We start from the raw sequence: 24,592 nt of genomic DNA, 5'->3' as shown, positions 1-24,592 counted from the left end.
ATTACATTTTGTCCTCAATGTAGTATTTTTGCTATAGCAGGGCCCAATGTGACGCCGCTCACACCCGAAAACGCGTACAAAATTTGCGCAATGCAACCAAAAGTTTATATTAGGCATCAAAATAGCGCTTATGAACCCGATTTTATCCATACAAAATATCCGCCGTGACTTTAAAATGGGCGAAGAAACGGTCCACGCGCTGCGTGGAGTTTCTTTTGACATCTATCCCGGTGAATTCGTGACCATCATGGGTACCAGCGGTTCGGGCAAGTCGACCATGCTGAACATTCTGGGTTGCATGGACAAACCGACCTCCGGACAGTACATTCTGGACGGGGAACACACCGAAAAACTGAAGCGCGATGCCCTCGCCCGCATCCGCAGCCAGAAACTTGGATTCGTGTTCCAGAGTTACAACTTGCTCAGCCGTACCACGGCCATCGAAAACGTAGAACTCCCGCTTTTGTACAATTCCAAAATTTCGGCAGCGGAACGCCACCGCCGCGCTATCGAGGCATTAAAGATGGTCGGACTCGAAAGCCGCATGAACCATTTGCCCAACCAGCTTTCGGGCGGCCAGCAACAGCGAGTCGCCATCGCCCGCGCGCTCGTAAATGACCCAGTGATTATCCTCGCCGACGAAGCCACCGGAAACCTGGACACGCGCACCAGTTACGAAATCATGATGATTTTCCAGGAGCTGAACCGCCAAGGAAAAACCATCGCCTTCGTGACGCATGAACCCGACATCGCGACCTTTAGCGGGCGCACCATTACACTACGCGACGGCCTCCTTAAAAAAGACGTCAAGAACGAAACCGTGCAAGACGCCAAAGCCGCCTTCGAAGCGCTCCCTCCCCCGGAGAAGTTTGAGGAATGAGGTCGCACCTACGGTGCTTTGAGCAACGAGGTCGCGCTTTGCGCTCTGAGCATTTCAAAAAAGAGCCCCATACCTCAAAGGGAGCGTAGCGACCGACCTCACACCTCATACCTAACCACTTCCTACTGTCTACTTCTAACTTCCTACTGTCTATGTCCCCACTAACTCTCATAAAAATTTCCCTCCGCGCCTTGTTGCGTAACCGCATGCGCACCTTCCTTTCGGTGCTCGGCATCGTGATCGGTGTCGCGGCAGTCATCACCATGGTCGCCATGGGCGAAGGTTCCAAAAAATCGATCAAGGAACAGATGACCGCCATGGGCACGAACGCCATCATCATCATGCCGAACCGCGACCGTCGCGGCGGCGTGCAGATGGAATCCACCGAATCGCTCGAAGAAGCCGACGTCATCGCTATCCGCGAAAACGCCACCTACATTAACGGAGTCTCGCCCATGATAACCGTAGGCGGGCAGGCCATTGTAGGCAACAACAACTCCCCCACGGCCTTGAGCGGCGTATCGGCCGACTACCTGAAAATCCGCAACTACGAAATCGAAGACGGCGTCATGTTCGACGACCAGGCAGACCGCATGGCCAAAGTCTGCGTGATTGGCCAAACTGTCGTGAAAAACCTGTTCCCCGAAGGCGACCCCATCGGCAAAACTATCCGCTACAAGAGCATTCCGCTCAAGGTCATCGGTACCCTAAAGGCGAAAGGCTCCGGCGATTTCGGGCAAGACAACGACGACGTGATTTTTACGCCCTACCAAACGGTGATGAAGCGGTTCAACGCCACCACGAACATCCGCCAGATTTACGCGAATTCTATTGGCGAGGGCTACGCGGCGCAAGCCACCGAAGAAATCATGGGAATCTTGAAAGAACGCCGCAGCTGGACAAAGCCCACCGACCCCTTCCGCGTTTTTACCCAAGAAGAAATGATCCAGATGGTCACCAGTACCTCGGACATGCTCTCGCTGGTGCTGACCGCGATTGCAGGAATTAGTTTGTTTGTAGGCGGTATCGGCATCATGAACATTATGTATGTGTCCGTGACCGAACGCACCAAGGAAATCGGCCTGCGTATGGCTATCGGTGCACGCGGCCGCGACATTCTGTTGCAGTTCCTTTTTGAATCGGTCATCATCAGCCTGCTTGGCGGCGCCATCGGGATCGCCCTTGGCATTGCCGCTTCCGAGACGGTCAAGATTGCCATGAACTGGCCCATGAGCGTGTCCATCACGAGCGTTATCGTGAGCTTTGGCGTATGTTTTGCTACTGGCGTGTTCTTTGGATGGTACCCGGCCCGTAAGGCTAGTCGCCTGGACCCCATCGAAGCGCTACGATTCGAATAATATGTAATACAGGTCACAAAAAACTTACATTTTGCTTGCAAAAAAACGAGGGATGCTATATTTCTTCCGTATAACCGGAGAATGATATGCATCTTAAAAAGTCGACAGGGGTTATAGCCTCTACCTTGGCCGCTCTTTCTGCATCTGCAGCTTTTGCCGCTACCACGCCATACGACCTGATTCGCCCGACCTGGCCCTTGAGCTGGGACGCGAAGGTGTTCGAAAACTTTGACACGACGGTCACCAAGAAGATTGGCGTTCTGAATATTCCCGCAACGCCCGCAAGCTTTAAGGCGGGGGCGATGATGCCCGACACCCTGGACCAGGCCTACTTTGATGCCATCAACACCAAGATTTCGCCGATCCGCGTGAACCAGGCGGGCTACCTCAAGAGCGACACGGAACGCCAGTTCTACTTCGTAGGCAGCAAGGCAACTGAATTCGAAATCGTGGATGCAGACGGCAAGTCGCTCAGCACCAAGATAACCGGAACATTCACCGCAACCGAAACGGCCACCAAGAGCGACTGGACCATTATTGCTGGTACAGATGCCGCTACAAACGACCTGAAGCGTTACAAGGTCGAAATCACCGGACCTGAAGGCAATATCTTTGTCGGCAAAATCCCGCAGAACGTACCTACCGAAAAGCGCCTGCGCATCAAGGTCGGTGACGAAATCTCTAGCACCTTCATTGTGAGCGACGACGTTTACACCATGGCAAAGGACGCCACGCTCAAGTTCTTTGGAATCCAGCGCAGCGGCAACTCCGAATCCTGGTTCCATGGTCCGAGCCATACCAAAGACGGCGGCGGCGCGATTACTACGGCAGGAGATACTACCTCTTCCTTTGACGCATCTAGGGCAGGTTCCCTTGCTGGTGGCTGGTACGATTGCGGCGATCACCTGAAGGAATCGCAGACCATGGCGTACGCCTTCATGACCCTTGCCGTGATGCATGCTACCAACCCCGGTAAAGACGTGGACCACTACGATTACAATCAGGGTGAATTCGTGAAGACCGACGGCGTGCCCGATGTCTTGCGCGAGGCCAAGCATGGTGCTGACTTCTTCCTGAAAGCGTACGAATTTGCAAAGGGCGTCGTTGACGACATGCCCGTTTCCGTGGGCAGCTTCGGCAGTGATCACGGCTGGTGGGGACGCCCCGAAGCTCAGGATTACGTGAATGCCAAACATCGCGGAGGTCCTACCGAACGCACGGTCCGACTTGGCGAACTCGGCTCCAACATCTCGAGTGATATTGCCGCGGGTCTCGCCATTCTCTCCAAGGACTACGCCAAGTACGACAAGAAATTTGCAGACAGTTGCTTGGTGGTTGCCGAAAAGATGTACGCCTTTGCCAAGGACTTGGCCCAAGGCAAGACTTTCAAGAACAACAAGGCTTTCTTCGATACTCCCGCCTACAACAACAACCACGAATACCTTGATGACTTGGCACTTGCCTCGGTGGCCCTCCTTTACGCTACAGGCAAGAAGGATTACGCCGACGATATGATCCGCACGACGGAACTTTTCAAAGGTCAACGAATCATCGACGGCGCAGGCTTCTTTGGTGGCGGTTGGTTCGCTGCCGATGCGAGTGGCATGCTTAAAAACCCAAAGAACACCAACTGGGCAAACGCCCATAGTTTCGCGCTGTACGCTCTGTACAAGTTAATTCTTGCCGACAAGACCAAGGCGACATCTGAATATGGACTTACCGAAGATGAACGTCTCGCGGCCATCGAAGACTGCCTTGCCGACATGATTGCCAACCTTGGCGATGTAAGCGGCACAGGGACCGGTTCCATCGTTCTTCCCAAAGGGGACATCAGCTGGACACAAAACACCGTCAGCTACAATCCCACTTGGTACACCATGTTTACCGACCAGAAATGGAATTTCAACCATTATCAAGCCGGAAACATCTTTGAAGTTTTGGCATACGCCGACGTGGCCGCCGATATCGAAAAGCAGGGCGTCACGCTTCCGGCCATGGCAAGTACGGGCCTCAAGGCAAGCGAAATGCGCCAGCTCGGCATCAACCAGCTGAACTACATGCTCGGCGTGAATCCGTGGGACGTTTCGTTTGTGTACGGCATTGGTGACAAGAACGATGCCCACCCGCATCACCGTGCTTCTAACCCCGAAGGTAAGAACACTCCGGGTTTTAACTACAAGTATGCTTGCCCCGTAGGAGCCCTTTTTGGTGGGACTGTTCCTGGCGATTCAAGCTCGTTGGTTCCGGAAAACGAAACGAGTTGGAAAGACTGGGAAAAATCAGAAACTTGCCTTTATTCCTCCGCAACACTTCTTTCGGCCCTTACCTTTGTAAGCAACGGCGGCAACGACTACTACGAAAAGAAGTGCGACAACTGCAAGACCACGGAAACCTCGCCCTTCTCCAACGAAGTTTACGCAACGGCATACCATTATTTCTGGACCGACAGCACGGATTATTTCAGCATCAACTTCTATAACGAAACCCTTGAAGATGCTGACAGCGTTGTGGCCTACATTTACTTTGATGCAACCGAAGAAGATGTTGACGCTTGCGGAGCTATGTTCCTTGTTGACATCTGTCGAGCATACGACATGGACATGGGAGGATTCGACAAGCCTTGTTCTGACGCAACAACAACAATGACAAAGAACATGAGTACACCGAAAAAGGTCGACGACACCTACAACAAAGACAAAAAGACCTACATCTGGGAGCAGGCCATCAGCATCGGCACCATCAGCCTTGGCGGCAGGCTTCGTCTTGACATCGGAATTTCTTCTGGAACCAAGGTCGATGGCAAATGCGAAGAACTTCTCACGCCCTCCAAGGTCAAGGTCACTGACAGTTGGAGCTTTACCGCGCACTCCGAATCCAAGGATGCTCCCGCCTACGACGGCGTTCCCGAATGGGACAAGGATCAGGGCGATATTCAGCAGGCACCTCAAGATCCGTACATCGTTATCCGCAGCAAGGGCAAACTCCTGTGGGGTTACGGTCCGGGCAACACCACCAGCGACCGCGTAGGCTTTGTTGCGCCGAAGACAACCATTGCCAAGGCTCGCATGCAGGTGAACAAGAGCAAGCTCTATGTGCTAGCAAGTGCACAGGGCTCCAAGACCGTGAAGATCTTTGACATGCTCGGCAACCAGCTGATGGCCCAGGACTTCTACGGAACCCGCACCGAAGTGAACCTCGCCAAGCTTCCGCACCGCGGCGCCCTGATTGCAAGAGTCGTACAAAACGGCAAGACGCTTGCAACCCAAAGCATCAAGGTGAAATAATTCGGAGTTCGGAACTAAAAGAATCAGCGCCCGAAAGGGCGCTTTTCTTTTACATTTTTTTACAGTCTACTTCCTACTGTCTACTTCCTACCGTCTACTGTCTACTGCCTACTTTTACTATACTATAGGCATGGAACTGCTAGAATTTTTAAAACCGATGCCGGTCGTGGGCATTCTCCGCGACATTCCCCAAGGCGCCGAAGAAGCATGCGTCAAAACCGCCGTTGAATGCGGACTCAAGGCGATCGAAGTCACCATGAACACCGCAAGCGCCGAATCGATTATTGCAGCCCTCAAGGCCGCGGCAAAGCCTCACGGCATTGCCGTAGGTGCAGGCACAGTCCGCCACGGCAGCGACCTTGAAAAAGCAATTGGTGCAGGCGCCGAATTTATCGTGACGCCCAATACGCGCAACGAAATCATCCGCCTGTCTGCCACGGCTCGCATCCCGATTATTCCGGGCGCATTGACACCCACCGAAGTGCAAAAGGCATACGACCTTGGCGCCACCGCCGTAAAGATTTTCCCGGTGAACTGCGTGGGCGGGCCCGAATACATCAAGGCTCTCCGCGGGCCGTTCCGCGACATCCCGCTCATGGCATGCGGCGGCGTGAACCCGGAGAACGCCGCAAGCTACCTGAAGGCCGGCGCAAACCTGCTTTCGTTCGGCGCAAGCATTTACGACCCGAAGCTAATGGCCGCAGGCGACTGGGCAACCATTGCCGAACGCCTGAAGAAACTTCTGAAGTCCATTCAATAGCTGATGCTGAACCAAGTTCAGCATGACTCAGGCACGAAAATCAAACAACAAAAAAATCCTGCTTTTAAGCAGGATTTTTTTAGATCCTTCGACTCGTTTCACTCTCCCCAAAGAGGATAACTCAACTTGAGAACTAAAGTTCTTAGTTTCGTATAGCTCAGGATGACACTCATACAATGTGGGATGTGTAATGTGTGATGTTTAATTACTCATTTCACATTTCTCATCTCACATCACTCATCACTTCTTACGCATTTCCTGTTTCATCTTGTACATGGAAACGTCGGCGCTGTGCAGCATGTCGTCGACTTCCTTGTAGTCTTCGCTGGAATGGGCAACGCCGTAAGCGAAGGACGCCTGCTTATCGACAATCTTGATTTCGGAAACAATCTTCTCCATGCGTTCTGCACAAACGAATGCACCCTTTACATCTGTTTCGGGGCAAATGACCATGAATTCGTCGCCGCCCATTCTAAAGAGTTGGTCAGTTTCACGCAAGATATCCTTGATTGATGTCGAGACAGAGCGCAAAAGCAAGTCACCCGCCTGATGCCCATAGCGGTCGTTCGTTTCCTTCAGGCCATTCAAGTCAAAATAAATGATGGCGAACTGGGTTCCATAACGCTTGGAGCGCGAGAACCATTCGCGCAGCGAGAACATACCATGACGGCGGTTAAAGCAACCCGTCATGTCGTCGGTCAAAGAAATATCGCGGAGGTTGCGCAACGATCGGGCCAAGCGAATATGCACATTCACGCGGGCAAGCAGGATTTCGGCAATGGCACTCTTGCTCACAAAGTCCGACGCGCCCGCCTGGAAGCCCTTAGTCACGCTGTCGGAATCTTCACGGTTCGTAAGGAAGATTACCGGCAGATCATCGAGAGCATGGCGTTGGCGAATACGCAGGCAGACATCGAAGCCGTTCATCTTCGGCATGTTGATGTCCAAGAGTACCAAGTCCACCTTGTTTTCGCTCAAGTAATCCAGAGCGTCTTTTCCGGAATTGCAGCATTCAACGCTATAGCCGACACGTTGCAAGAGATCCTTGGTCTTGTCCAGGATATCTTCATTGTCGTCAACAACAAGAATTTTTTCTTCAACCATAGAAAAACCTCCCATTAAACAACCTTGGGATTCCCTTAAATTAATATTGTTTTTTGACTTTGTCTACAAAAACTCTAGGGTTGGCACCCGTTTAATAAGTCCCAAGGCGGCCGCATGCTCAAAAAACAGCGAAAGCGAGCGTTTGCGTTCATCGGTAAAGCTGTAATCCAGCGCCGAATAGTAGTTTTCTACGACCGTCCGCGGCAAATCGACGGGGTACCGGGCAAGCCAGCGGTCAAGGCATTTCGAAGGGTTCTCGCGAAACAGTCCAATGCTTTCGCGAGTCGCCTGCAGGTAGCGGAGTAAAGTTTGTTCTAAACCAGGTTCGAGAGCGCTCTTTGCAATAATCCATGCGCCAAAGACAAACGGCACGTGTTGCCAGTCCTGCCAAAGCGCGCCCAGGTCGTAATCGTAAGCAAAGCGGTGGCGTTCGTTTTCTTCGAGCGCCTGGTCACCAATCAGCAAGCACGCGTCATCGCTTGCGGCGTAAGGCGCGGACTTGTATTCGGGCGAAAGACCTAACCGCTCTTGCAGCAAGATTTTGAGCAGGTTGATAGACGTCATGCTTTGCGCCGTAAGGCACACCGACTTGTGCGAAAGTTCTTCGATCGGCACCTTCGAAAACAGCTTCACGGAACGCACTTCAAAGGAACATGAAGTACAAATATCAGGAGCAAGCACAAAGGCTCCCGGCTTTTGCGCAAACGTAATCGACGACGCCGGAGACAAATGGATTGACCCATTCTTAAGCCCTGCACAATGCGCACTCGGAGGGCCATCCACAAATTCCACGTCGCTAAATTCGGACTCTCGTCCAAGGAAGTCATGAAAAAACGGCGCACAGACCAAAAAAGGGATTCGTCCAACTCGTAAAGCCATGTAAAAAAGTTAATTTTTCACCACGACCTACAACAGGGTCGAAAAATAAAATAACCAAAGAATAACCGAAAAATGGCTAAGGTATAATGGCTGTATTTCATGTAAAGAAGACCTCGCTCGGCGACGACCAGACGTCTCTGGTGTTCAAGGGCAAGATTGTTGAAGGCCCAATTAGCAAGGGCATGACTGTGGAAATCCCCGTCACACAAGAGGCGGTGGTAAGAATGAAGATTTTTGATGTCGTCCTGTTCGAAAAGCAGAAGGACGAATCGAAGAAGGTCGGCCTGGTTGTTGATTTCAAGGATCTTCCGGATGACATGGAAGTGATCATGAGCTTGAACATCGCCGAAGAAGACCTGACAATTGTTAACGAGTAAGGCAATTCAGCCTTTTCGCACACAGGGATGATACAATGATCAATGAAAGACTGCGGGGAGTGAATTTGGGTGGATGGTTCAGTCAGGTAGACTGCATCCAGGAAAAAGATCCCGTAGGGTTTCCCGGGATCATTGAACACATCAAGACATTCCTTGGGGACAGCGATTTCAAGCGCATCCGCGGTGCGGGGTTCAACCACGTGCGCCTGCCGGTGGACTACTTCAACTTGTTCGACGAAGGAACGATCAAGCCTAAAGAAGAAGTTTTCGCTCTGCTGGACAAGGCCATCAAGAACATTCTGGCAAATGACCTGTACGTGATTCTTGACCTGCACAAGTGCCCGGGCCACGACTTTCACCTCGGCTCTTACCAGGAGCAGCCATTCTTTGTAAGTGCCGATGCCCGCAAGGATACCGCCAAGGTCTGGTCGTTTATGGCCGAACGTTACAGCGGCGAGTCCCGCGTGATGATGGAGCTCCTGAACGAGCCCGCTGCGGCCGACTCCCTGGTTTGGGACAAAGTAAAAGACGAAATTTTCTGGGCAATCCGCAAGCACGCTCCCAAGAACACGATCGTGGTCGGCAGCAACAAGTGGAACAGCGCCCACGAATTCAAGTACCTGACCCCGATGGACGACGACAACGCCATCTACAGCTTTCATACCTACACCCCGGTGACATTCACGCACCAGGGTGCCGCCTGGATCAACGACCCGTTCTTCAAGATTGAACGCCCGTGGCCAGGCGACTACGCCGCTCCCGAGGCCGGTGCCACCACCCGCCTCAACGTGGAATTCGGCAAGTGGGACAAGGCCCGCCTGCAAGAAAGCATCCAGAACGCACTCGACTTCCGCGCAAAGTACGACCTGCCCGTCGCCTGCAATGAATTCGGCGTATACGTGCAAGTCGCACGCAAATACCAGCTCGCCTGGATGCGTGACTTCATGGAAATTCTGCGCGATGCAGACGTGGGCTACAGCTACTGGAACTACAAGAACCTGGACTTCGGCATCGTATCGAAAGGCGAATCGCTGCACCAGAACTTAAAGCAGTACGACAACGCCGACCGCCTCGACAGCGAACTCATGGAACTGCTGGCCAGAGGATAATTCGGAGTTCGGAATTAAGAATTCGGAATTAATCGCAACTCATCAAGCTAGAAATAGATCTCACATAAAAAATCCCGACGCAAACGTCGGGATTCTTTTGATTTATAAACTCCGAAATCCGAACTCAGAATTCTGAATTTACCGCTACTTTCCGGCGGTGCGCTTCTGCATTTCGCGGCGCTGGGCTTCGGCAAGCATACGAGCCATTTCAAGACGGCTGTCTTCCTTTTCCTTACGCTTGGTTTCTTCCTTGCAGTTCACGCACTTGGTGGCCGTAGGCACGGCAATCAGGCGGGCCTTCGGAATCAGTTCGCCGCAAACCTTGCAAATACCGAAAGTTCCCTTCTTGATGCGCTTGAGTGCTTCTTCGAGGTAAACCAGATACTTGCCTTCGCGGGCTGCCAAGGAGAAGTTCGTTTCGAGAGCGTTATAGTCGGTTGCTAGGTCGGCACTGTTCGATTCGCCACCTTCACCCGCCTGCGCCTGATTCTTGAACGTTTCGGTCTTGTCAAAATCGGTCTGCGCCGTTACAATCTGCCTACGTTTTTCAATCAACATATCCTCAAAAAACTTGAGGTCAGCATCGCTCATTTTTACAGGTTTCTTTTCAGCCATGGTTTTCTCCTTGGTTGCGATTATACTCGTTTGTACCGATAAAGTGATAAATAACTTTTTTTTCGCGAAAAGGGTAAACTTTTTTTAGAAAATATCAATATTAATATTCAAACCGCTCTTTTTGATGTCATTCAGCAGGGCATCGACGTCCTGAAGCAGCTTATCCAACCCCTTGTTGAACGGGGAATCCAGACCAATAATCAAACCGGCGGTATTGTCGTCTTGCGTAAGTTTGCCCAAAACGGAGGCAGACTGTTCCTTGAGGGCCTTGACCGTTTCCAGCAGTTTGCGGGTACGGTCGACCAGGCTTCCCAGGTCGTGAACCTTGGCAGCACCGGTTTGGGCAATAGCCTCCAGGGCCGCCTGGGCATTACCCAGGCTGTGATCGCATTCATCCAGGAGCGAATCGACCTGAGTTTTCCAGCTGTTCACGTTCACCTTGGTCTTGCGGACAACGTTCTTGGCCTTTTTGGAAACGCGATCCAGCTGTTCGCCGGCCTGGCCGTTCGAAAGAGAATCCATGACCGAGCGGGCAGAATCCTTCAGTTCGGCAAGGTCCGCCATAATGGCGCCCACCTTTTTGCCAAAACCGCTCATACCCTGATCAAAATGACCAATCAGCGTATCTCCCTGGTGAACAAGTTCCTTGGAATCGCCCGTAAGCACGCACATTTCGCGTTCACCCATCAGGCCTGCGGTAATCAGGCGGAACTCGGAGTTCTTGGGAATGATTGTTTCCGCAAGGACTTCGACCGTCACAAAGACAGCATCGTCGGTCAGCTGCACCTTGGTAATCTGGCCGCACGGAATACCGCGCACCTTAACCAAGTTCCCCGGAGAAAGCGTACCGATAGCATCGTAAGACACCACGAAGGTATAACGTTCATGGAACGGACTAGACGGATGGAAAAAGAACCATGCCGCAGAACATGACGCCACGATAATGGCGAACACGATAAACGGAAAAAGGTTCTCTTTAATGCGTCTTGTGACCCTATTCATAGTAAGACCAGTTTTGATTGTCGAAATCTAACAAATCATCGACATACTCACCCTTGGCCTTGGCCTTAATCTTTTGCATTAGGGACTCATTGAAGTCCTGAGCCACGTTCTGACCGTTATATTTCATCAAGGTATTCATGGCAATGACCTCGGAAATCACGGTCAGGTTCTTGCCAGGAGCCACAGGAATCACGACTTTGGGGATTCTGACCCCCATGACCTCTTCTTCCTGCTCGTTCAAGCCTGTGCGGTCGTAACCGCCGTCGCGCTGCCATTGCTGCAGTTCTACGATGGTTTCGATCTTTTTTGCCTTGCGGATGGCATGAATACCGAACATGGAGCGGATATCGAGGATGCCCACGCCGCGGATTTCCATGTGGTGCTTGATCAAGGGGTCCGGACGTCCGATAATGGCACGGCCCACGTTACTGATGTGGACCACGTCGTCGGCCACCATGCGGTGTCCGCTTTCCACGAGGTCCAGTACGCATTCGGACTTACCCACGTTGCTGTCGCCCACATAAAGCATACCGACGCCATAGACGTCGACCAGGCTTCCGTGAATAATGGCATGTGGAGCAAAGAATTCTTCAAGAATACGCTGGGCGATCTTGTTGAATTCATACGTGTGAAGCGTGGTCGAGAACAGCGGGATGTTCAAGCGGTCACACATGGCCTTGAGTTCGGGGTGCGGCATCTGCGAATGCGTTACCACCCACATCGGGGCCTTGAATACAGACAAATTCTCAAAGACTTTCGCACGGCCTTCGGGGCCAATCGATTCCAAGTAGTTCCATTCCGTGTGCCCGACTACCTGGATCTGCTGCGAACTGTAAACCTTGGTGTAACCTGCCATGGCAAGGCCTGGGCGGTGAATACCGCTTTCGGCAATAGGGGCGTCCAAAGCAGATTCCGGAGAATGGCAGGCCATTTGCAGGTCCCTGCCGTAATGCAAAAAAAAGTCCCGCACCAGGAGACGTTCCCGGTGCAGGATCTTTATGTCTTTTAATCTAGACTCAGCCACGATTGCAACCGGTTATACAACTTCGGAAACAGGCTGGGCACGGTGATCGTTCTGCTTGTCGTTTGCCTTCTTGAGCTGCACCTTGATGCGTTCAAGGGTTACATCAACTGCCTTGCCCATGTTTTCTTCGTCGGCGGAGGCTACAACCTGGGAGCCGGTAATGTTCACAGTAATTTCGCAATGGCGCTGATGTTCAACTTCATGGTCAAGGATAACGGAGGCACTGGTGATATTCGGATAGAATCGAGCTAATTTGTCCATTTCTTCTTGAATACGATCCTGGAGTCCGGCAGAAGCATTAAAGTGACGAGCAGAGAACTGAATATCCATAATATTAACCTCCTTAAAAAGGGTTTTCGTATGTATTGCAGAGCTTTTTGCTCTACGTCTAGAGTATATACATCTTTTTTTGTTCAAAAACAAAGGGTTTTTCAAAAATTTTCAAAAAAAGTTATTCCAAATTGGAATAATGGCCGAAAATTCGGCTTTTTGGAGCTAAAACCGCCTATTATATAAGTTTTTTGCGTTTGCTGGCGGGCAATAAATGCAGCTCTTCTTCGCGGTATTTTGCCACCGTACGGCGCGCTACCTTGATTCCCTGTTCCATCAGTTTGTCTGCAATGGCCTGGTCCGAAAGAGGCTTCTTCTTGTCCTCTTCGTCCACGAGTTTTTTGATGGCATCCAGGATGGTTGCGGAGCTGAGTTCTTCGCCATCGGGCGAGGAATCTTGCTTGACACCCGAAGTAAAGAACTGCTTGAGTTCGAAAATGCCGTAGGGCGTGTCGACATACTTGCCGTTGACCGAGCGGTTCACGGTACTCACGTCGCGCTTGATGTCGTCGGCAATGTCCTGCTGCACCATGGGCTTAAGGAATGCCGGGCCCTTGGTGAAAAAATCCTTTTGGCGTTTGAAAATCGCCCGCATCACGAGTTCCATAGTCGTGTAGCGGTTATCGAGCGCCTTGATAAATTCCACCGCCTTAAAGAGGTGCGTGCGCACGTATTCCTTATCGGACTTGGAGGCACCCTTGTCGTCGAGAATCGCCTTGTAAGTCTGGTTTACGCGCAAGCGTTTTTGCATCGAAGAACGCACGGATTCGACTTCCATGCGACCATGCTTGTCGATTACCTTGAGATCGGCGGCAACGGTCTGCACGCGAGAATTTGAAAGTTGGAAACCCGGATGCGGGTTGAGTTTTGCAAAGCTTGCAACGGCACGCTGCACGTCTTCGGTCGAAACGCCCAAGGACTTTCCGATTTTTGCATAACGGAGCGCAAGCAAATCGTCGTAGCATTCTTCGAGAATCTTGATGCCGAGCGGCGGAAATTGCGGGAGCGCATAAGCCTGAATCAAAAAACATTCACGCTGGTTACGGGCGCCAATACCGCGCGGGTTAAAGCCCTGCAGCACATGCACCGCCTCGCGCACCGGCAAGGAACATTCCTCTAGCGGGACTTCGTTACGGAGCATGGATTCAATTTCGTTGATGTAAGGGTCGCTCGACAAGCGCACCGGAGCCACCTCGGCAGATACTTCTTGCAAAAAGCCGTTTTCGTCGAGAGAATCGATCAGGTATTCCACCAGCGAACGGAATTTCTTTTCGGAGCAATTGCTTTGTGCAAGCTGTTCCAGCTGTTCGCGGGTGCCCGACCAAAGCGAAAGCTGGTCGCGCAACTGGTCTTGCAGGCTTTTGCCACGATCTTTAATGGGGCGGTCCCATTCGTCATCGGAATCGTTACCCACATTCAAGTCCTTGAAAGGCGCATCTTCGTTCATGGAGCCGTCTTTCAAGTACTGTTCGTAATTGATATCGTTGCTGCCGTCCAAAAGGCTGCTGTCGCCCATGGCGCTGTCTTCGAGGCTAGAATAGTCGCCCGAATCGTAGTCGTCGAAATCGTCTTTGACTTCGCGCAGTTCGGCTCCGGAATCCGGAAGTTCGTCTTCGTGGACTTCGCGCTCTTCCATCGGGGCGGCATCGTCCAATTCCAGAAGCGGATTGCTTTCGAGTTCTTCTTTGATGGCGGTATCGAGTTCCAGGGAATTCTTCTGCAGAATGGTTACAAATTGCCTCAGCTGGGGCGAAAGATTTTGCTCCAGCCGCTGGTTTGTACCTATTTGCAGTCCGATATCCATATTTATCCTAAACTGAAGGAATCGCCCAAGTAAATGCGGCGGGCTTCGGGGTCGTTCGCCAAATATTCCGAAGAACCTTCGGTCAGCACCTGGCTCTTGTACATAATATAGGCGCGGTCAGTAATCGAAAGCGTTTCACGCACGTTGTGGTCGGTAATGAGAACGCCCATGCCGCGTTCCTTAAGGCCCGAAATAATGGACTGGATGTCGGCCACGGCAATCGGGTCAATGCCTGCAAACGGTTCGTCGAGCAGCAAAAACGAGGGGTCGCTTGCGAGGGCGCGAGCAATTTCCAGACGGCGGCGTTCACCGCCCGAGCAGCTCATGGACTTGGTTTTGCGAATATGCGTAATCTTGAATTCTTCAAGCAATTCTTCGAGGCGGCGCTTACGTTCGGAACGCTTCATGTTCTGCGTTTCAAGAATTGCCATAATGTTGTCTTCGACGCTGAGCTTGCGGAAAATCGAAGCTTCTTGCGGCAAGTAACCGATGCCGAGGCGCGCGCGCTTGTACATAGGCTTGTCCGTCATCTCGATGTCATCGAGGAAAATGTGTCCGGACTCCGGGCGTACCATGCCCACGATCATGTAGAACGAAGTCGTCTTGCCGGCACCGTTAGGGCCGAGGAGTCCGACAATTTCGCCCTGCGACACGCGAATGGACACGTCGCTCACCACTTGGCGACCGCCATAGACCTTTCTCAGGTGTTCCGTGCGTATGGTACTAACAAGATTCTTCATACTCTCCCAATTTACAAATCTTTCGGCGGTGCGATTGCCTTTTCACGGGCTTTTCGCATTATATCCAATTTGCTTTTTAAGTTACCGGCTTTTTTATTATCGTCGGATTCGTTCTTTTTGTCAATATCCTTATTTGCCGCCTTTGCAGCCTCAGCCTCTCTCTTGAGGCGTTCCGTCTTTTCCATGTCAATGTAGCGACCGCTTGCCATGGTTGCGCTGCCCAAGAGTTTAAGCGACTTGACCGCGTTCTTTTGAGCGTCGAACAGAATGTGAATGGTATCGCCGGCGGCTTCGTTCTTGCCCGAAACGGAGCGGTCCTTTTTCACGTAGAAATACGTACTCTGAGCCTTGCCCGACACCACCGCCTTGTCCATCTTCCCTTGATTGAAATACAGGTCTAGGCGATCGCCGTCCATCAAGTTGCGGTAATCCTTGAGGTCTGTTTCGTAGAAGAATCCGCGGGCGTTCAGATTCACGTAAAGGCGCTCGATTTTGTCGTTATTGAATTGCGCGTAAAGGGTATCGCCAAAAGCTTCGGTCACACTGCCGGGGGCGCCCCGCTTGGGATCTTCTTGCTGCACGCCGTGGGCATTGCGAATCACGAGTGCCGACTTGAGAGACTTGCCCGCAGAATCCAGCACCAAGAAAATGGAATCGCCCGTAAGGTGGTAATTCTTCATGTCGCAAGTCGGGTGGCCCTTCATGCTGAGCCAGTTGTTCTTGCGGTCGAAATAGCCCGTATCGCAAGTGACGACCATGTCGTTCTGCGTGACCTTTACCGAATCAAAAGCTTGAGCGAAGGAATCTTTCTTGTTGTAGATAATGCGCTTGGCCGAAATCGTCACCGTATCGATTTTGCCGCTTTTCATTTTTTCGTACTGGTAAAGCTTGGGCTTTTGCGGCATGGTAAGGATTTCGTTTTCGCGGTCATATTCCAGATATTCGCCCGTGAACAGGTAGGAGTTTGCCGAGTCGCCGGCGTGTACATCGCTCGAAGCGGTCGCGATTCCGACTTTTTTGCGGTACAAGCCGTTTACTGCCTTAATGTAGCCCGAAGGGTGCGTAAAGAGGAAGCCGCCGTTGCACTGCACGCTTTCGTCATTCTTGTTCCAGAAGGCGCGCTGGGTGCGGAACTGGATGCTGTCGTGAATGAAATGCACTCGCCCTTGCAGCAAGAGCGTTCCGCGCTTGCGGGCGACAGCAAGGCTGTCGGCATGTTTCATGATCAAGGGCGAAGTCTGCGCAGCGGCACTTGTCGCAAGCAGTGCGGCAAGCAACAGAGGTAAAAGGCGCAAAATCATTCGGCATCCCTCTGCTTTGCTTTGGCGCGTTCACCCCGGTTCTTGATCTTTTTGAACAAGTCCATTTCCATCTTGGTAGCGGCCTTTGTGGCCGCCTTCTTCAAAGAATCCGATTCTGCAGGCTTTTCAGCAGGCTGCGTCGCCGAACTCGAAGCAGGAGCCGTGCTAGGAGCAGACTTTGCAGCAGGCGCAGAATTTATAGGAGAATTCGTCGGAGTAGGAGCCGCCTGAGTTGGAGTGAGCGCGGGATTTGCCGCCTCCACGCTGTCGCGGGTTTCGATTTCTTTGGCCTGGTTCTTGTCTTCTTCTTTTAAACGGCGGGCTGCATCTTGAAAGATGCCTGTCACGTCCGAAAGAATGCGCCAGTTGTCCATGTGAGCGTCGCTCACAAAGCCGCGGCCCTGTAACACGTCGCCTTCTTCACTCACCACGCGTACGTAGCTTTCGGTGGTCACCTGGTTGTCTCCCTTGTTCCAAATCAAGGAGTCCGAGCGCACCGAGGCGCCCTTAGGCGTAAGGGCGTAAACATGGCCGTAGGCATACACGTAAGTAAACTTCAAATCCATGCGGCCAGAATCAGCTCGCAAAAAAGCAGTACGTTCTCCGAGAGAATCGTAAATATCTACCAGCACCGGGCGCACAAACACGACTTCCTTGTCGCTCCAGCGTTCCAAATAGGCTGTTTTGAGTTTCCAGGCCAGCACACCCTTGTCGTAACTATCCATGAGGGTGGTGTCAGTAAAAAGCATTTCGGGGCGCTCTACCTGCAGCCAGGGCTTTTCTTCTTCAATTTCTTCGCAAGCGGTCACAATGAGACCGGTCAGCAATAAAGGTATCAACGCCCACTTTTGAAGAATCATAGGCCAAATATACATAATTTGATTTTCTATTTTAAACACATGAAACTTACTATTCTCGGCTTTTTGAAGAAAGTGGCGGCAAGCGTTGCCCCCTTTCAGAAACTGGTGCTGATTTCACTTGCGGCGTGGGTCACTCATATTATCTTGCGCGTGCTGCTTTTATTCCGCAGCAACCCCTACGGATTCCCGTTTGTAAGTAAGCCGGACTGGTTCATTTTCCATGCGGTGTGCATCGATTTTCTGTGGATTGTGAACGCCCTTGTGGTGTTCCTGATTCTGGGCGACATTGTTTACCGCATTACAGCCGGCAAGGAGACACTCAAAGCAGTCGTCGTGAAAATCACCACTGTACTCTATGCCGTTTTTCACACTGCGATTCTGCTTTTGACCTTGCTCGACAACGAAACCCAGCGTTTCCTGGGCGGCCACCTGACTTTTGGACTTGTCGACACCTATAAAGACACTTCGTCCATCATTGTTTTCTACGATTACGTAGCGAACGATTTGTCCGTACCGTACTTGCAGTTTGTAGTGCTCGCGCTCATGCTCCCGCTGACTTACGGCGTTTACAGATTACTTTGCAAGTGGTACCGCCCCAGTGACGGATTCTACGTCAAGAAATCCGTAATTGCGATGATTATTTTCTACATCGCCTCTTACCTGTTCGTTTACTTTATCTGGACTGGAAACGCCCGCATGACAAAGCTCCGTCCGGTTGTTTCGCTAATCTATAATGACTTGTTTGTTGCAAAGAAAATCGTTGGCCTCACAGATGCCGAGCTTGGCAATTACCGCACCGCTTACCAGAACTTGTGGCAAAAAATCGAAGGCGATTCCGATTGGGAATTCTCTGACGCCAAAGAGGGCAACGGACTCCCGCTTTACCGTGTGCCGAGTGCAGAACTCCTGAACAGCGAAAAGCTCAAGGCCCAGCGCGAAATGCAGCCCAACTTTATCCTGGTACTCATGGAATCGCAGCGCGGTTGGAATACCGGCTACATGAATCCGCAACTCCAGCCCTCGCCCACGCCGTTCATGGATTCGCTCGCCGCCCATTCCCACGTGTGGATGCGCATGCATACCAGCGGCGTGCCGACCACGGGCGGCGTGCTTTCGACGCACATCGGCATTCCGCACCATTCCAGACTCGCGCAGGCAACAGACCTTGCCCACGTAACGCTCCCGAGCTTTGTGCAGGTACTGACCGAAAACGGCTACAGCACACATTACATGTCTGCCGCCGACCCCGCCTGGGATAATCTGGGCGTTTGGATGTCCAAGTGGTACACCGCCGAACATTATAACCGCGAACGTGAAGACGACTCCACCTTTATTGACCATGCGATCGAATACGTGCGCGACACCCTTTCTAAAGAAGGCAAGCCCTTCCTTGCCACACTCATGACGCGTTCCAACCATTACCCGTTCAACTTTGCCGCGGGCATGACCGACGAGCAAAAGAACCGTCCGTTGCAGGAACGCATCAACGTGACCATGAATTACGCCGACAGGCAAATCGCCCGATTCTTCCATTCGATCGAAAACGAGGAATGGTACAAGAACACCTACGTGATTATCATGGCGGACCACGGATTCCCCCTGGGTGAAAACGGCGTTTCTACCATGAACGGCGGCGGTTTTTCGAACGTGAGCTGGATTCCGTTCTTTATTCACGGGAAGGGGCTTGACGCCGTCCGTGACACCACAACCGCAGCGCAGATTGACATCGCGCCCACGGTGCTTGAACTTGCGGGATTTGCCGTGCCGAATATATTTATGGGACATAACTTGCTGCGCGAACATATGGCCGATTCCGTGCCGGAACCACTCGCAGGCCTTTCGCTCGGAGCCTATTCCGGCTACGCCGCCATCGGGCTTGACGGTTACCGCTTTATCGCGAAGTACCCCGCCCAGGACGAGACGCACATCTTTGCCGACGGCGACCTGCGTCAAGAAAACGAACTCACCGGCAAGCTGCAAAACGAAGAAGGCCGCTTGTCAGCGACCCTCGATACATTGCTCAAGATTTCGGATTACTCGCTCGAACGCGGGCTTTAAATTCTAAACGCGATGCCGCAGGACCGAAGCTGTACAATTAGTACAGCGAGAGTCCGAGAAAATCTATGAGGCGAGTGCAGCGCAAGCATATTTATATGGTTGCATTGCCGAGCCGATTAGATTTCTGCAAGGATGTTATGCGAAGCTTATAGCGAGGCTATTTTTTCTTGAGCCAGGTGCCGCACAAATACATCGTAAAGATGATGCTCGTAATGAGGAACATCGCGATGCTGATGCATGCGAGGTCGCCGATGCCCTTCAGGCCGCGGTGCGTCGTGAACAGGAACCCGACAAAGCCCGCGATGGTCGTGGTGGAACTTGCCATCACGTTACGGCCGGTGGTATCCATCAACTGACGGAGCGTCAGGTTCTTGTCACTCATCCACGAGGTAATCATGTGAATCGTGGAGTCGATTCCGATACCGAGCGCCATCGGGATAACGATCACGTTGTAGATGCTTATCTTCCCGAACTCGAACAAGTCCGTCAGGAAGCCGAGCAGCCCGAGGGTCAAAAGCGTACCCATACCGAACGACACGCAACCCGCGAGGAAGAGTTTCGGTTTGCGGAACGATATCACGAGCGTACCGAAAATCACGAGAATAATCACCAGCGCAAGCCTGAAGCTATCCTGCTTTACTGAATCAATCACGTCAGAGAGAATGAACTGCGAGGAGAACGTGCGCAGGTCTTCGCCGTCGAAATTCCAGTGGCCGTAACGTTCCTGGAAGCGATGCAGGGCGTGGGCGTCCCAGCTCGGGAAGTCACCATAGATAAAGCCAATCTTGCCGTAGCTGCCGTCCTTTTCACGCAACAGGTCGAGTGTCCAGCTCGGGACATCTTCGGCGGTAAACGTATTCTCGACGGCAGAAAGCTTGCGGAGGTTCGCAACGTTCACGGAATCCTCGCCCTCGGCGCGGTCAAACACGCGGGCTTCGGCAAGGTCGCGAATTTCTTCGATAATTTCAAGACGCTGCTTCTGCGAATCCTGTGGCGGCACAAAGCTCTTGAGCGTAAGGAAACTGCCGAGTGTGGAATCGTGCTCCACATGGAGGCGCACCATCAGCGTGTCATAAAGTTTGTCGAGCTGTTCGGGCTTGCTTCCCATCACGGCGGCCGGTGTCGACGTTACCGCCTTACCTGTAGCACGCGTCACCTTCGTAGAAATCTTGTTCTTCGAGGCCGATACGTTCGTCGAGACGCGACGCAGGTTACGGAGGTTGTGTTCGAAGTCCACATCCTGTGCAAACCAAATGGAAACTGCACCAAGCGCAAAGCTCGCAAAGGCCACATACTTGAAGAACTTGAGGATTTTCGCCTCGTCCCAGGACTTGGGCAAAAGGGAATTTTCCGGAGCCTTCGGGATACCACCCATGCACTTGATAAACACCGGGAGTACGAGCACCGAGGTAAGCATACTGAACAGCACGCCCATCGAGGCTACCACGCCGAACTCATAGAACCCGCGGAAGTGCGCGGCAAGGAGCGTGAGGAAAGCCGCAATCGTCGTGAAGCTTGCGAGCACGAAAGGCTTGAGCATCTTCCTCTGGGCATGTTCCAGCACTTCTTCGAGGGTCGCGTACTTGTGCAGCAACTTCTGCGAAGTGCCCAAAATGTGAATCGAGTAGTCGATACCGATGCCCAAAATGATGGAGGCGACAAACACCGTGAACGGATTCAACTTTCCGTAGAAGAGGGCAGTAAACGCAAGCGTCGGGAGGCAGGCGTACAGCACCGATGCCGTCACGAGAATCGGGCCCTTCACGCTCCTGAAGAAGAAGATGGTGAGGAAGATGATGAGCACCAGGCTGATGCCGAACGAGAAGATGGAATCGTTCGCGACCTCGTCCACTTCCTTGAGGCCTTCGTAAGTGCCTTCCACCGTAAAGCGGGTCGGCACCGGGTACGTCTTGCCGCCGAAATAAGCGAGCAGGGAATCGGTGCGGGCCAAGATATGCGTCACGAACTCATAGTCGGTAGAGGGCTTGATGAGCTTTGCGTTCACCACGCCGTTATAGAGAATCTTGCCAGTGCTGTCGGGGCGCGGGGAACCGACCAGGCGGTTCTTGAGTTCAGAAGGAATCGTCGACTTGGAATCCCATTCCACTTCTTCGTTCGAGGCGGCCTTCGCATCGATTGTGTCGCCCTTGGATTTCTTGAAGAATGCGTCAAAGGCACTCACCGCTTCGTCAGGGAGACCCAATTCCTGCGGCAAGTTTTCATCAAACCACACGCGTTTCTTTTTCGCGGGAGCATTTTCTGCAGACGCGGCGCTGTCAACCCCTGCGCTTGTCGAATCAGTCGAGGCGTCGCTCAGCAAATCTACAACAAGCGGACCGTTCTTGCGGCCAATTTCCAGTTGCAAGTCTTCCAGATTGTCGCGGATATTTTCCAAATGCTTTACCGGCAAGTAAAGCAATGCATTGTCCTTGAAGAACTGGTTGTCGTTATCGACCTGTGTAGAAACGAAATCTCCCTGCCAGTTCTTGTGGATGTAATCGGCAATGGAATCCTGCAAGGCCACCACCAAGTTCAAGTCTTCGCTCTGGATTGCGATCATGAACTTGTCGGTGGAACCGAAACGCTGGTACGATTCCTCAAGCGCCTTCACGCTCGGCGTGCCCTCGGGCAGCAGGTGCGAAAGGTCGGCATCTAGCTTAAGGCCCGGCTTAAACAAGATGGGAATGGCAAAAAGTAGCGCCAAAATCAGGTAAAAGGCAAGAGCCTTGTACTGGTGCTTACAAATGAGGGGGATGTACCAATTAGAAAATCTTTCGGGAATCGTCTTTTTTGTAGCCATATCAGGATTTCAATAAAAAGGTGTATTAGAATTCTATTGCTTTTTTAGATTCGTAACTATTCAAGACATCATCAATCGTCTGCTTGGGCTTGAAAGACTTTTGGATGATAATCGGCAAGCGCCTAAAGAAGCGCCCGATTCTGTGGGACAGCGGTCGCCAGCTTCCGCTGGTAACATGAATGGCCACGGGTTTGTAATCGACATCGTCGCAACTGGGCAAGAATATCTTGCTCGGGTAAATGGCCATATCGTCTTTCAAGTTCTGCATCTGGTTCTTATAGACAAAGCCAAAGTCCATTGCCATGTGCGCATAAACAAACGGAGCGATATTTTCGATATTCAGTTTACCGTTCGGCAAAACGAATTTCTGATTTTCGTAGTACGACATGCACTTCTTTAAGAACGGGTGATTCGCTTCGCCACCGAAAATAGCAGCCTGGAAAGCAAGGCCCGGCAAAGGAATTTCGTCCTTGTTCTTTTTGGTGCCGTCTTCGTTCAACTTTTTCCAAGATTTATTTCTCTTGAAATGAGTCGTAAACTCGATATTCGTAAAGTAGCGGTGGTCGAGGAACCTGTCAAAACTCTGGTACAGGTAAACATCGCTGTCCAAGTAGATACCGCCCTCTGTTGAAATCGCATAAAGGCGAATGTAGTCGCTTGCGAAAGCCCACTTACGGAGTTCAACCGCTTCGCGGACGAACGGAACGTTCTTGATAATCTGTTCGCACTTGGCCATGTCCCAATGGATAATTTCGTAATCCGGACAATGACGTTTCCAGCTTTCAATACACAGCTGAGGAAGCTTCGGCAGCGGATCGTTAGAAAGCCAAATGTAATGAATTTTCTTGGGAATCATAGTCTTTTACTTTTTGTTTGAAATAGCGCTTGCAGAAAAATACTTCTTTACGAGTTTCCAGTAAAGGCCAAGCAGGCCCACAATCACCAAATATGCGACAACTTTTTGCCATAACACCATGGGCAACTTCCCTGTATTCACGGCAATATAGAACGCAACCAGGGCCACAATCCAAAGCACCTGCGAAATAAGCTTGGACGAATAAAGCCTAAAGCCCATTTTGTAAAGGTAACCGTTATTGACGATTGCAGAGAACAGCGTAGAGCTCAACATGGCAAGCGCCGCCCCCACAAGGCCGAATCTCGGAATCAACAGATAGCCCATCCCAAGCGTCAAGCCAAGGGAAATCGTATCCATAATCAACGTGTAAAGGCTTTTGCCCATACCCTTCAAAACAAGTACGGAAAGTCCGCCAAATCCGGTACCCAAGTGCACCAAGAGCAAAATACCCAAAGCTTCGGGCTGCACGATAAAGTCCTTACCCGCAATGCTCAGGATTTCGCTCGGGAACAAGACGATAAAGAAACCGATCAAAAGTTGGATCAGCGTCACCATGAACACGCAATAGCTATAGACGAATTTCAAGTCCGTGCTCAAGCGCTGTTTTTCCATGCCGGCAACAACCGGGGTCAAAATCGGTGTAAAGCCCACATGAATCGTCTGGAGAGCATTCGAAATCGTCACCATGATACCGAAGGCGCCCGCCTTTTCGGGACCAAGGAACAGCATGACCATCCAGAGGGCAGAACGAATCAAGAACGAAGCGACGAATTCACCAAAGCCCAGCGGAAGCGAATACTTCAAAAGAACCATGGGCACACGCAAGGCCGGGTGAAGCGGCATGTCGGGGAACTGACGGCGCACCAGCACAAAATGCACAATGAATCCAGCCATCTGGCCTACAAACAAGCCCAACGGAAGCGCATGGGGAATATCCAGGAAGTGTAGCGCAATCGACACACCCGGGGCAAGCGTTACCGTAAGGAAGGAATTTACGAACACGGCGTTTTGTGGACGGCGATTGCCTTCGGAAGCTGTGCTAAAGACGAATGTGCCCACGTAGAACAAAAGCGAAATACCATACCAAGGCAGTTCCTTGGAAATATAAGGCGTAAAGGAACCCACAAAAATCACGAGCGAGCAGAAAAGCGCAATCAGAGCCGACACCCAAAAGGAATTCATGATGCCGTCATAAGCCGGGCGGCCATTCAGCTTGTTTTGCGGGAGGTACCAATACAGGCCCTTATCGAGCCCAAGCGTTGCCGAGTGGGCAATGGTCAAGAGAAGCGTTTGCGCAGAGACAAAAATGCCAAATTCAGCGGCGCCAAAAACACGCGCCATCAAAAAAGTCAAAAGCGGGCCGCAAACCTTGAGAATCGCCCCCACCACGTTGATAATCACAGCCTTCTTTAAAAACTTGCTGTCTGCTTCCAGATTACTCATAATTACTC

20 protein-coding genes are annotated in these 24,592 nt (G+C 51.8%); 7 read left to right on the top strand and 13 right to left on the bottom strand.

What is annotated here, in order from left to right; all coding sequences use genetic code 11:
- Nucleotides 1-130 precede the first annotated feature (130 nt).
- From B7988_RS05135 to B7988_RS05120, 4 genes are all read left to right on the top strand, one after another.
- Nucleotides 131-880 (top strand): ABC transporter ATP-binding protein, encoded by a 750-nt coding sequence (locus tag B7988_RS05135; protein ID WP_170930534.1) that lies wholly within the window; start codon nt 131-133, stop codon nt 878-880.
- Nucleotides 881-1,032: 152 nt separating this feature from the next.
- Nucleotides 1,033-2,238, top strand: coding sequence for an ABC transporter permease (locus tag B7988_RS05130; RefSeq protein WP_073321347.1), 1,206 nt, complete (start codon nt 1,033-1,035; stop codon nt 2,236-2,238).
- Between the two features lie 86 nt (nt 2,239-2,324).
- Nucleotides 2,325-5,522: a glycoside hydrolase family 9 protein gene (locus B7988_RS05125; RefSeq protein WP_088657076.1), complete on the top strand. Its 3,198-nt coding sequence runs from the start codon at nt 2,325-2,327 to the stop codon at nt 5,520-5,522.
- 130 nt (nt 5,523-5,652) lie between these two features.
- On the top strand, nt 5,653-6,282 hold the full coding sequence (locus B7988_RS05120; RefSeq protein WP_088657075.1) for a bifunctional 4-hydroxy-2-oxoglutarate aldolase/2-dehydro-3-deoxy-phosphogluconate aldolase: 630 nt from the start codon (nt 5,653-5,655) through the stop codon (nt 6,280-6,282).
- 240 nt (nt 6,283-6,522) lie between these two features.
- Here the strand turns inward: B7988_RS05120 and B7988_RS05115 are convergent, their stop codons facing one another.
- On the bottom strand, nt 6,523-7,386 hold the full coding sequence (locus B7988_RS05115) for a diguanylate cyclase (protein WP_073321755.1): 864 nt from the start codon (nt 7,384-7,386) through the stop codon (nt 6,523-6,525).
- A gap of 63 nt (nt 7,387-7,449) precedes the next feature.
- Nucleotides 7,450-8,265, bottom strand: a complete 816-nt coding sequence (locus B7988_RS05110) for a menaquinone biosynthesis protein (protein WP_088657074.1) — start codon at nt 8,263-8,265, stop codon at nt 7,450-7,452.
- A gap of 86 nt (nt 8,266-8,351) precedes the next feature.
- Here B7988_RS05110 and B7988_RS05105 point away from each other — a divergent pair, with 86 nt between their 5' ends.
- Together B7988_RS05105 and B7988_RS05100 are read left to right on the top strand one after the other, a co-directional pair.
- Nucleotides 8,352-8,642, top strand: a complete 291-nt coding sequence (locus tag B7988_RS05105) for a hypothetical protein (protein ID WP_072798334.1) — start codon at nt 8,352-8,354, stop codon at nt 8,640-8,642.
- A gap of 35 nt (nt 8,643-8,677) precedes the next feature.
- The gene (locus B7988_RS05100) at nt 8,678-9,751 is read left to right on the top strand and encodes a glycoside hydrolase family 5 protein (RefSeq protein WP_088657073.1); all 1,074 of its coding nucleotides are present in this window, start codon (nt 8,678-8,680) and stop codon (nt 9,749-9,751) included.
- A gap of 144 nt (nt 9,752-9,895) precedes the next feature.
- Here B7988_RS05100 and B7988_RS05095 read toward each other — a convergent pair whose 3' ends face one another.
- The 8 genes from B7988_RS05095 to lptC all read right to left on the bottom strand — a co-directional run bounded on the left by B7988_RS05095 (nt 9,896) and on the right by lptC (nt 17,427).
- Complete coding sequence (locus tag B7988_RS05095; protein WP_073321360.1) at nt 9,896-10,366, bottom strand: TraR/DksA C4-type zinc finger protein; 471 nt, start codon at nt 10,364-10,366, stop codon at nt 9,896-9,898.
- 84 nt (nt 10,367-10,450) lie between these two features.
- Complete coding sequence (locus B7988_RS05090) at nt 10,451-11,368, bottom strand: MlaD family protein (RefSeq protein WP_088657072.1); 918 nt, start codon at nt 11,366-11,368, stop codon at nt 10,451-10,453.
- A complete protein-coding gene (gene hprK / locus B7988_RS05085) occupies nt 11,361-12,338 on the bottom strand; it encodes an HPr(Ser) kinase/phosphatase (protein ID WP_283160527.1) in 978 nt (325 codons plus the stop codon). Before hprK ends, B7988_RS05090 begins: the two co-directional genes overlap by 8 nt.
- 66 nt (nt 12,339-12,404) lie before the next feature.
- On the bottom strand, nt 12,405-12,722 hold the full coding sequence (gene raiA / locus B7988_RS05080) for a ribosome-associated translation inhibitor RaiA (protein WP_072979834.1): 318 nt from the start codon (nt 12,720-12,722) through the stop codon (nt 12,405-12,407).
- Nucleotides 12,723-12,900: 178 nt separating this feature from the next.
- The gene (gene rpoN / locus B7988_RS05075) at nt 12,901-14,526 is read right to left on the bottom strand and encodes an RNA polymerase factor sigma-54 (RefSeq protein WP_073321369.1); all 1,626 of its coding nucleotides are present in this window, start codon (nt 14,524-14,526) and stop codon (nt 12,901-12,903) included.
- 2 nt (nt 14,527-14,528) lie between these two features.
- Entirely contained in the window at nt 14,529-15,266 is a 738-nt protein-coding gene (lptB, locus tag B7988_RS05070; RefSeq protein ID WP_088626871.1) for an LPS export ABC transporter ATP-binding protein, read from the bottom strand.
- 11 nt (nt 15,267-15,277) lie between these two features.
- Entirely contained in the window at nt 15,278-16,567 is a 1,290-nt protein-coding gene (locus tag B7988_RS05065; RefSeq protein WP_073321375.1) for a hypothetical protein, read from the bottom strand.
- Complete coding sequence (lptC, locus tag B7988_RS05060) at nt 16,564-17,427, bottom strand: LPS export ABC transporter periplasmic protein LptC (RefSeq protein WP_249268856.1); 864 nt, start codon at nt 17,425-17,427, stop codon at nt 16,564-16,566. The genes B7988_RS05065 and lptC overlap by 4 nt, the downstream gene beginning before the upstream one ends.
- A gap of 39 nt (nt 17,428-17,466) precedes the next feature.
- On the opposite strand from lptC, the gene B7988_RS05055 reads away from it, so the two are divergent.
- Nucleotides 17,467-19,485 (top strand): alkaline phosphatase family protein, encoded by a 2,019-nt coding sequence (locus B7988_RS05055; protein WP_088657070.1) that lies wholly within the window; start codon nt 17,467-17,469, stop codon nt 19,483-19,485.
- Nucleotides 19,486-19,642: 157 nt separating this feature from the next.
- Here the strand turns inward: B7988_RS05055 and B7988_RS05050 are convergent, their stop codons facing one another.
- From B7988_RS05050 to B7988_RS05040, 3 genes are read right to left on the bottom strand one after another with little or no spacing between them, the layout of a single operon-like run.
- A complete protein-coding gene (locus B7988_RS05050) occupies nt 19,643-22,285 on the bottom strand; it encodes an MMPL family transporter (RefSeq protein ID WP_088657069.1) in 2,643 nt (880 codons plus the stop codon).
- Between the two features lie 25 nt (nt 22,286-22,310).
- Nucleotides 22,311-23,141, bottom strand: coding sequence for a glycosyltransferase (locus B7988_RS05045; RefSeq protein ID WP_073321384.1), 831 nt, complete (start codon nt 23,139-23,141; stop codon nt 22,311-22,313).
- Nucleotides 23,142-23,147: 6 nt separating this feature from the next.
- Nucleotides 23,148-24,584 carry a polysaccharide biosynthesis C-terminal domain-containing protein gene (locus tag B7988_RS05040; protein WP_088657068.1) on the bottom strand — a complete coding sequence of 479 codons (1,437 nt, stop codon included), beginning with the start codon at nt 24,582-24,584 and terminating at the stop codon, nt 23,148-23,150.
- Nucleotides 24,585-24,592 lie beyond the last annotated feature (8 nt).

The sequence above is a fragment of the Fibrobacter sp. UWB1 genome (genome assembly GCF_002210325.1).
Lineage (GTDB): Bacteria > Fibrobacterota > Fibrobacteria > Fibrobacterales > Fibrobacteraceae > Fibrobacter.
The sequence above is the reverse complement of the archived record's forward strand: the minus strand, read 5'-3'. Positions and strand labels throughout refer to the sequence as shown.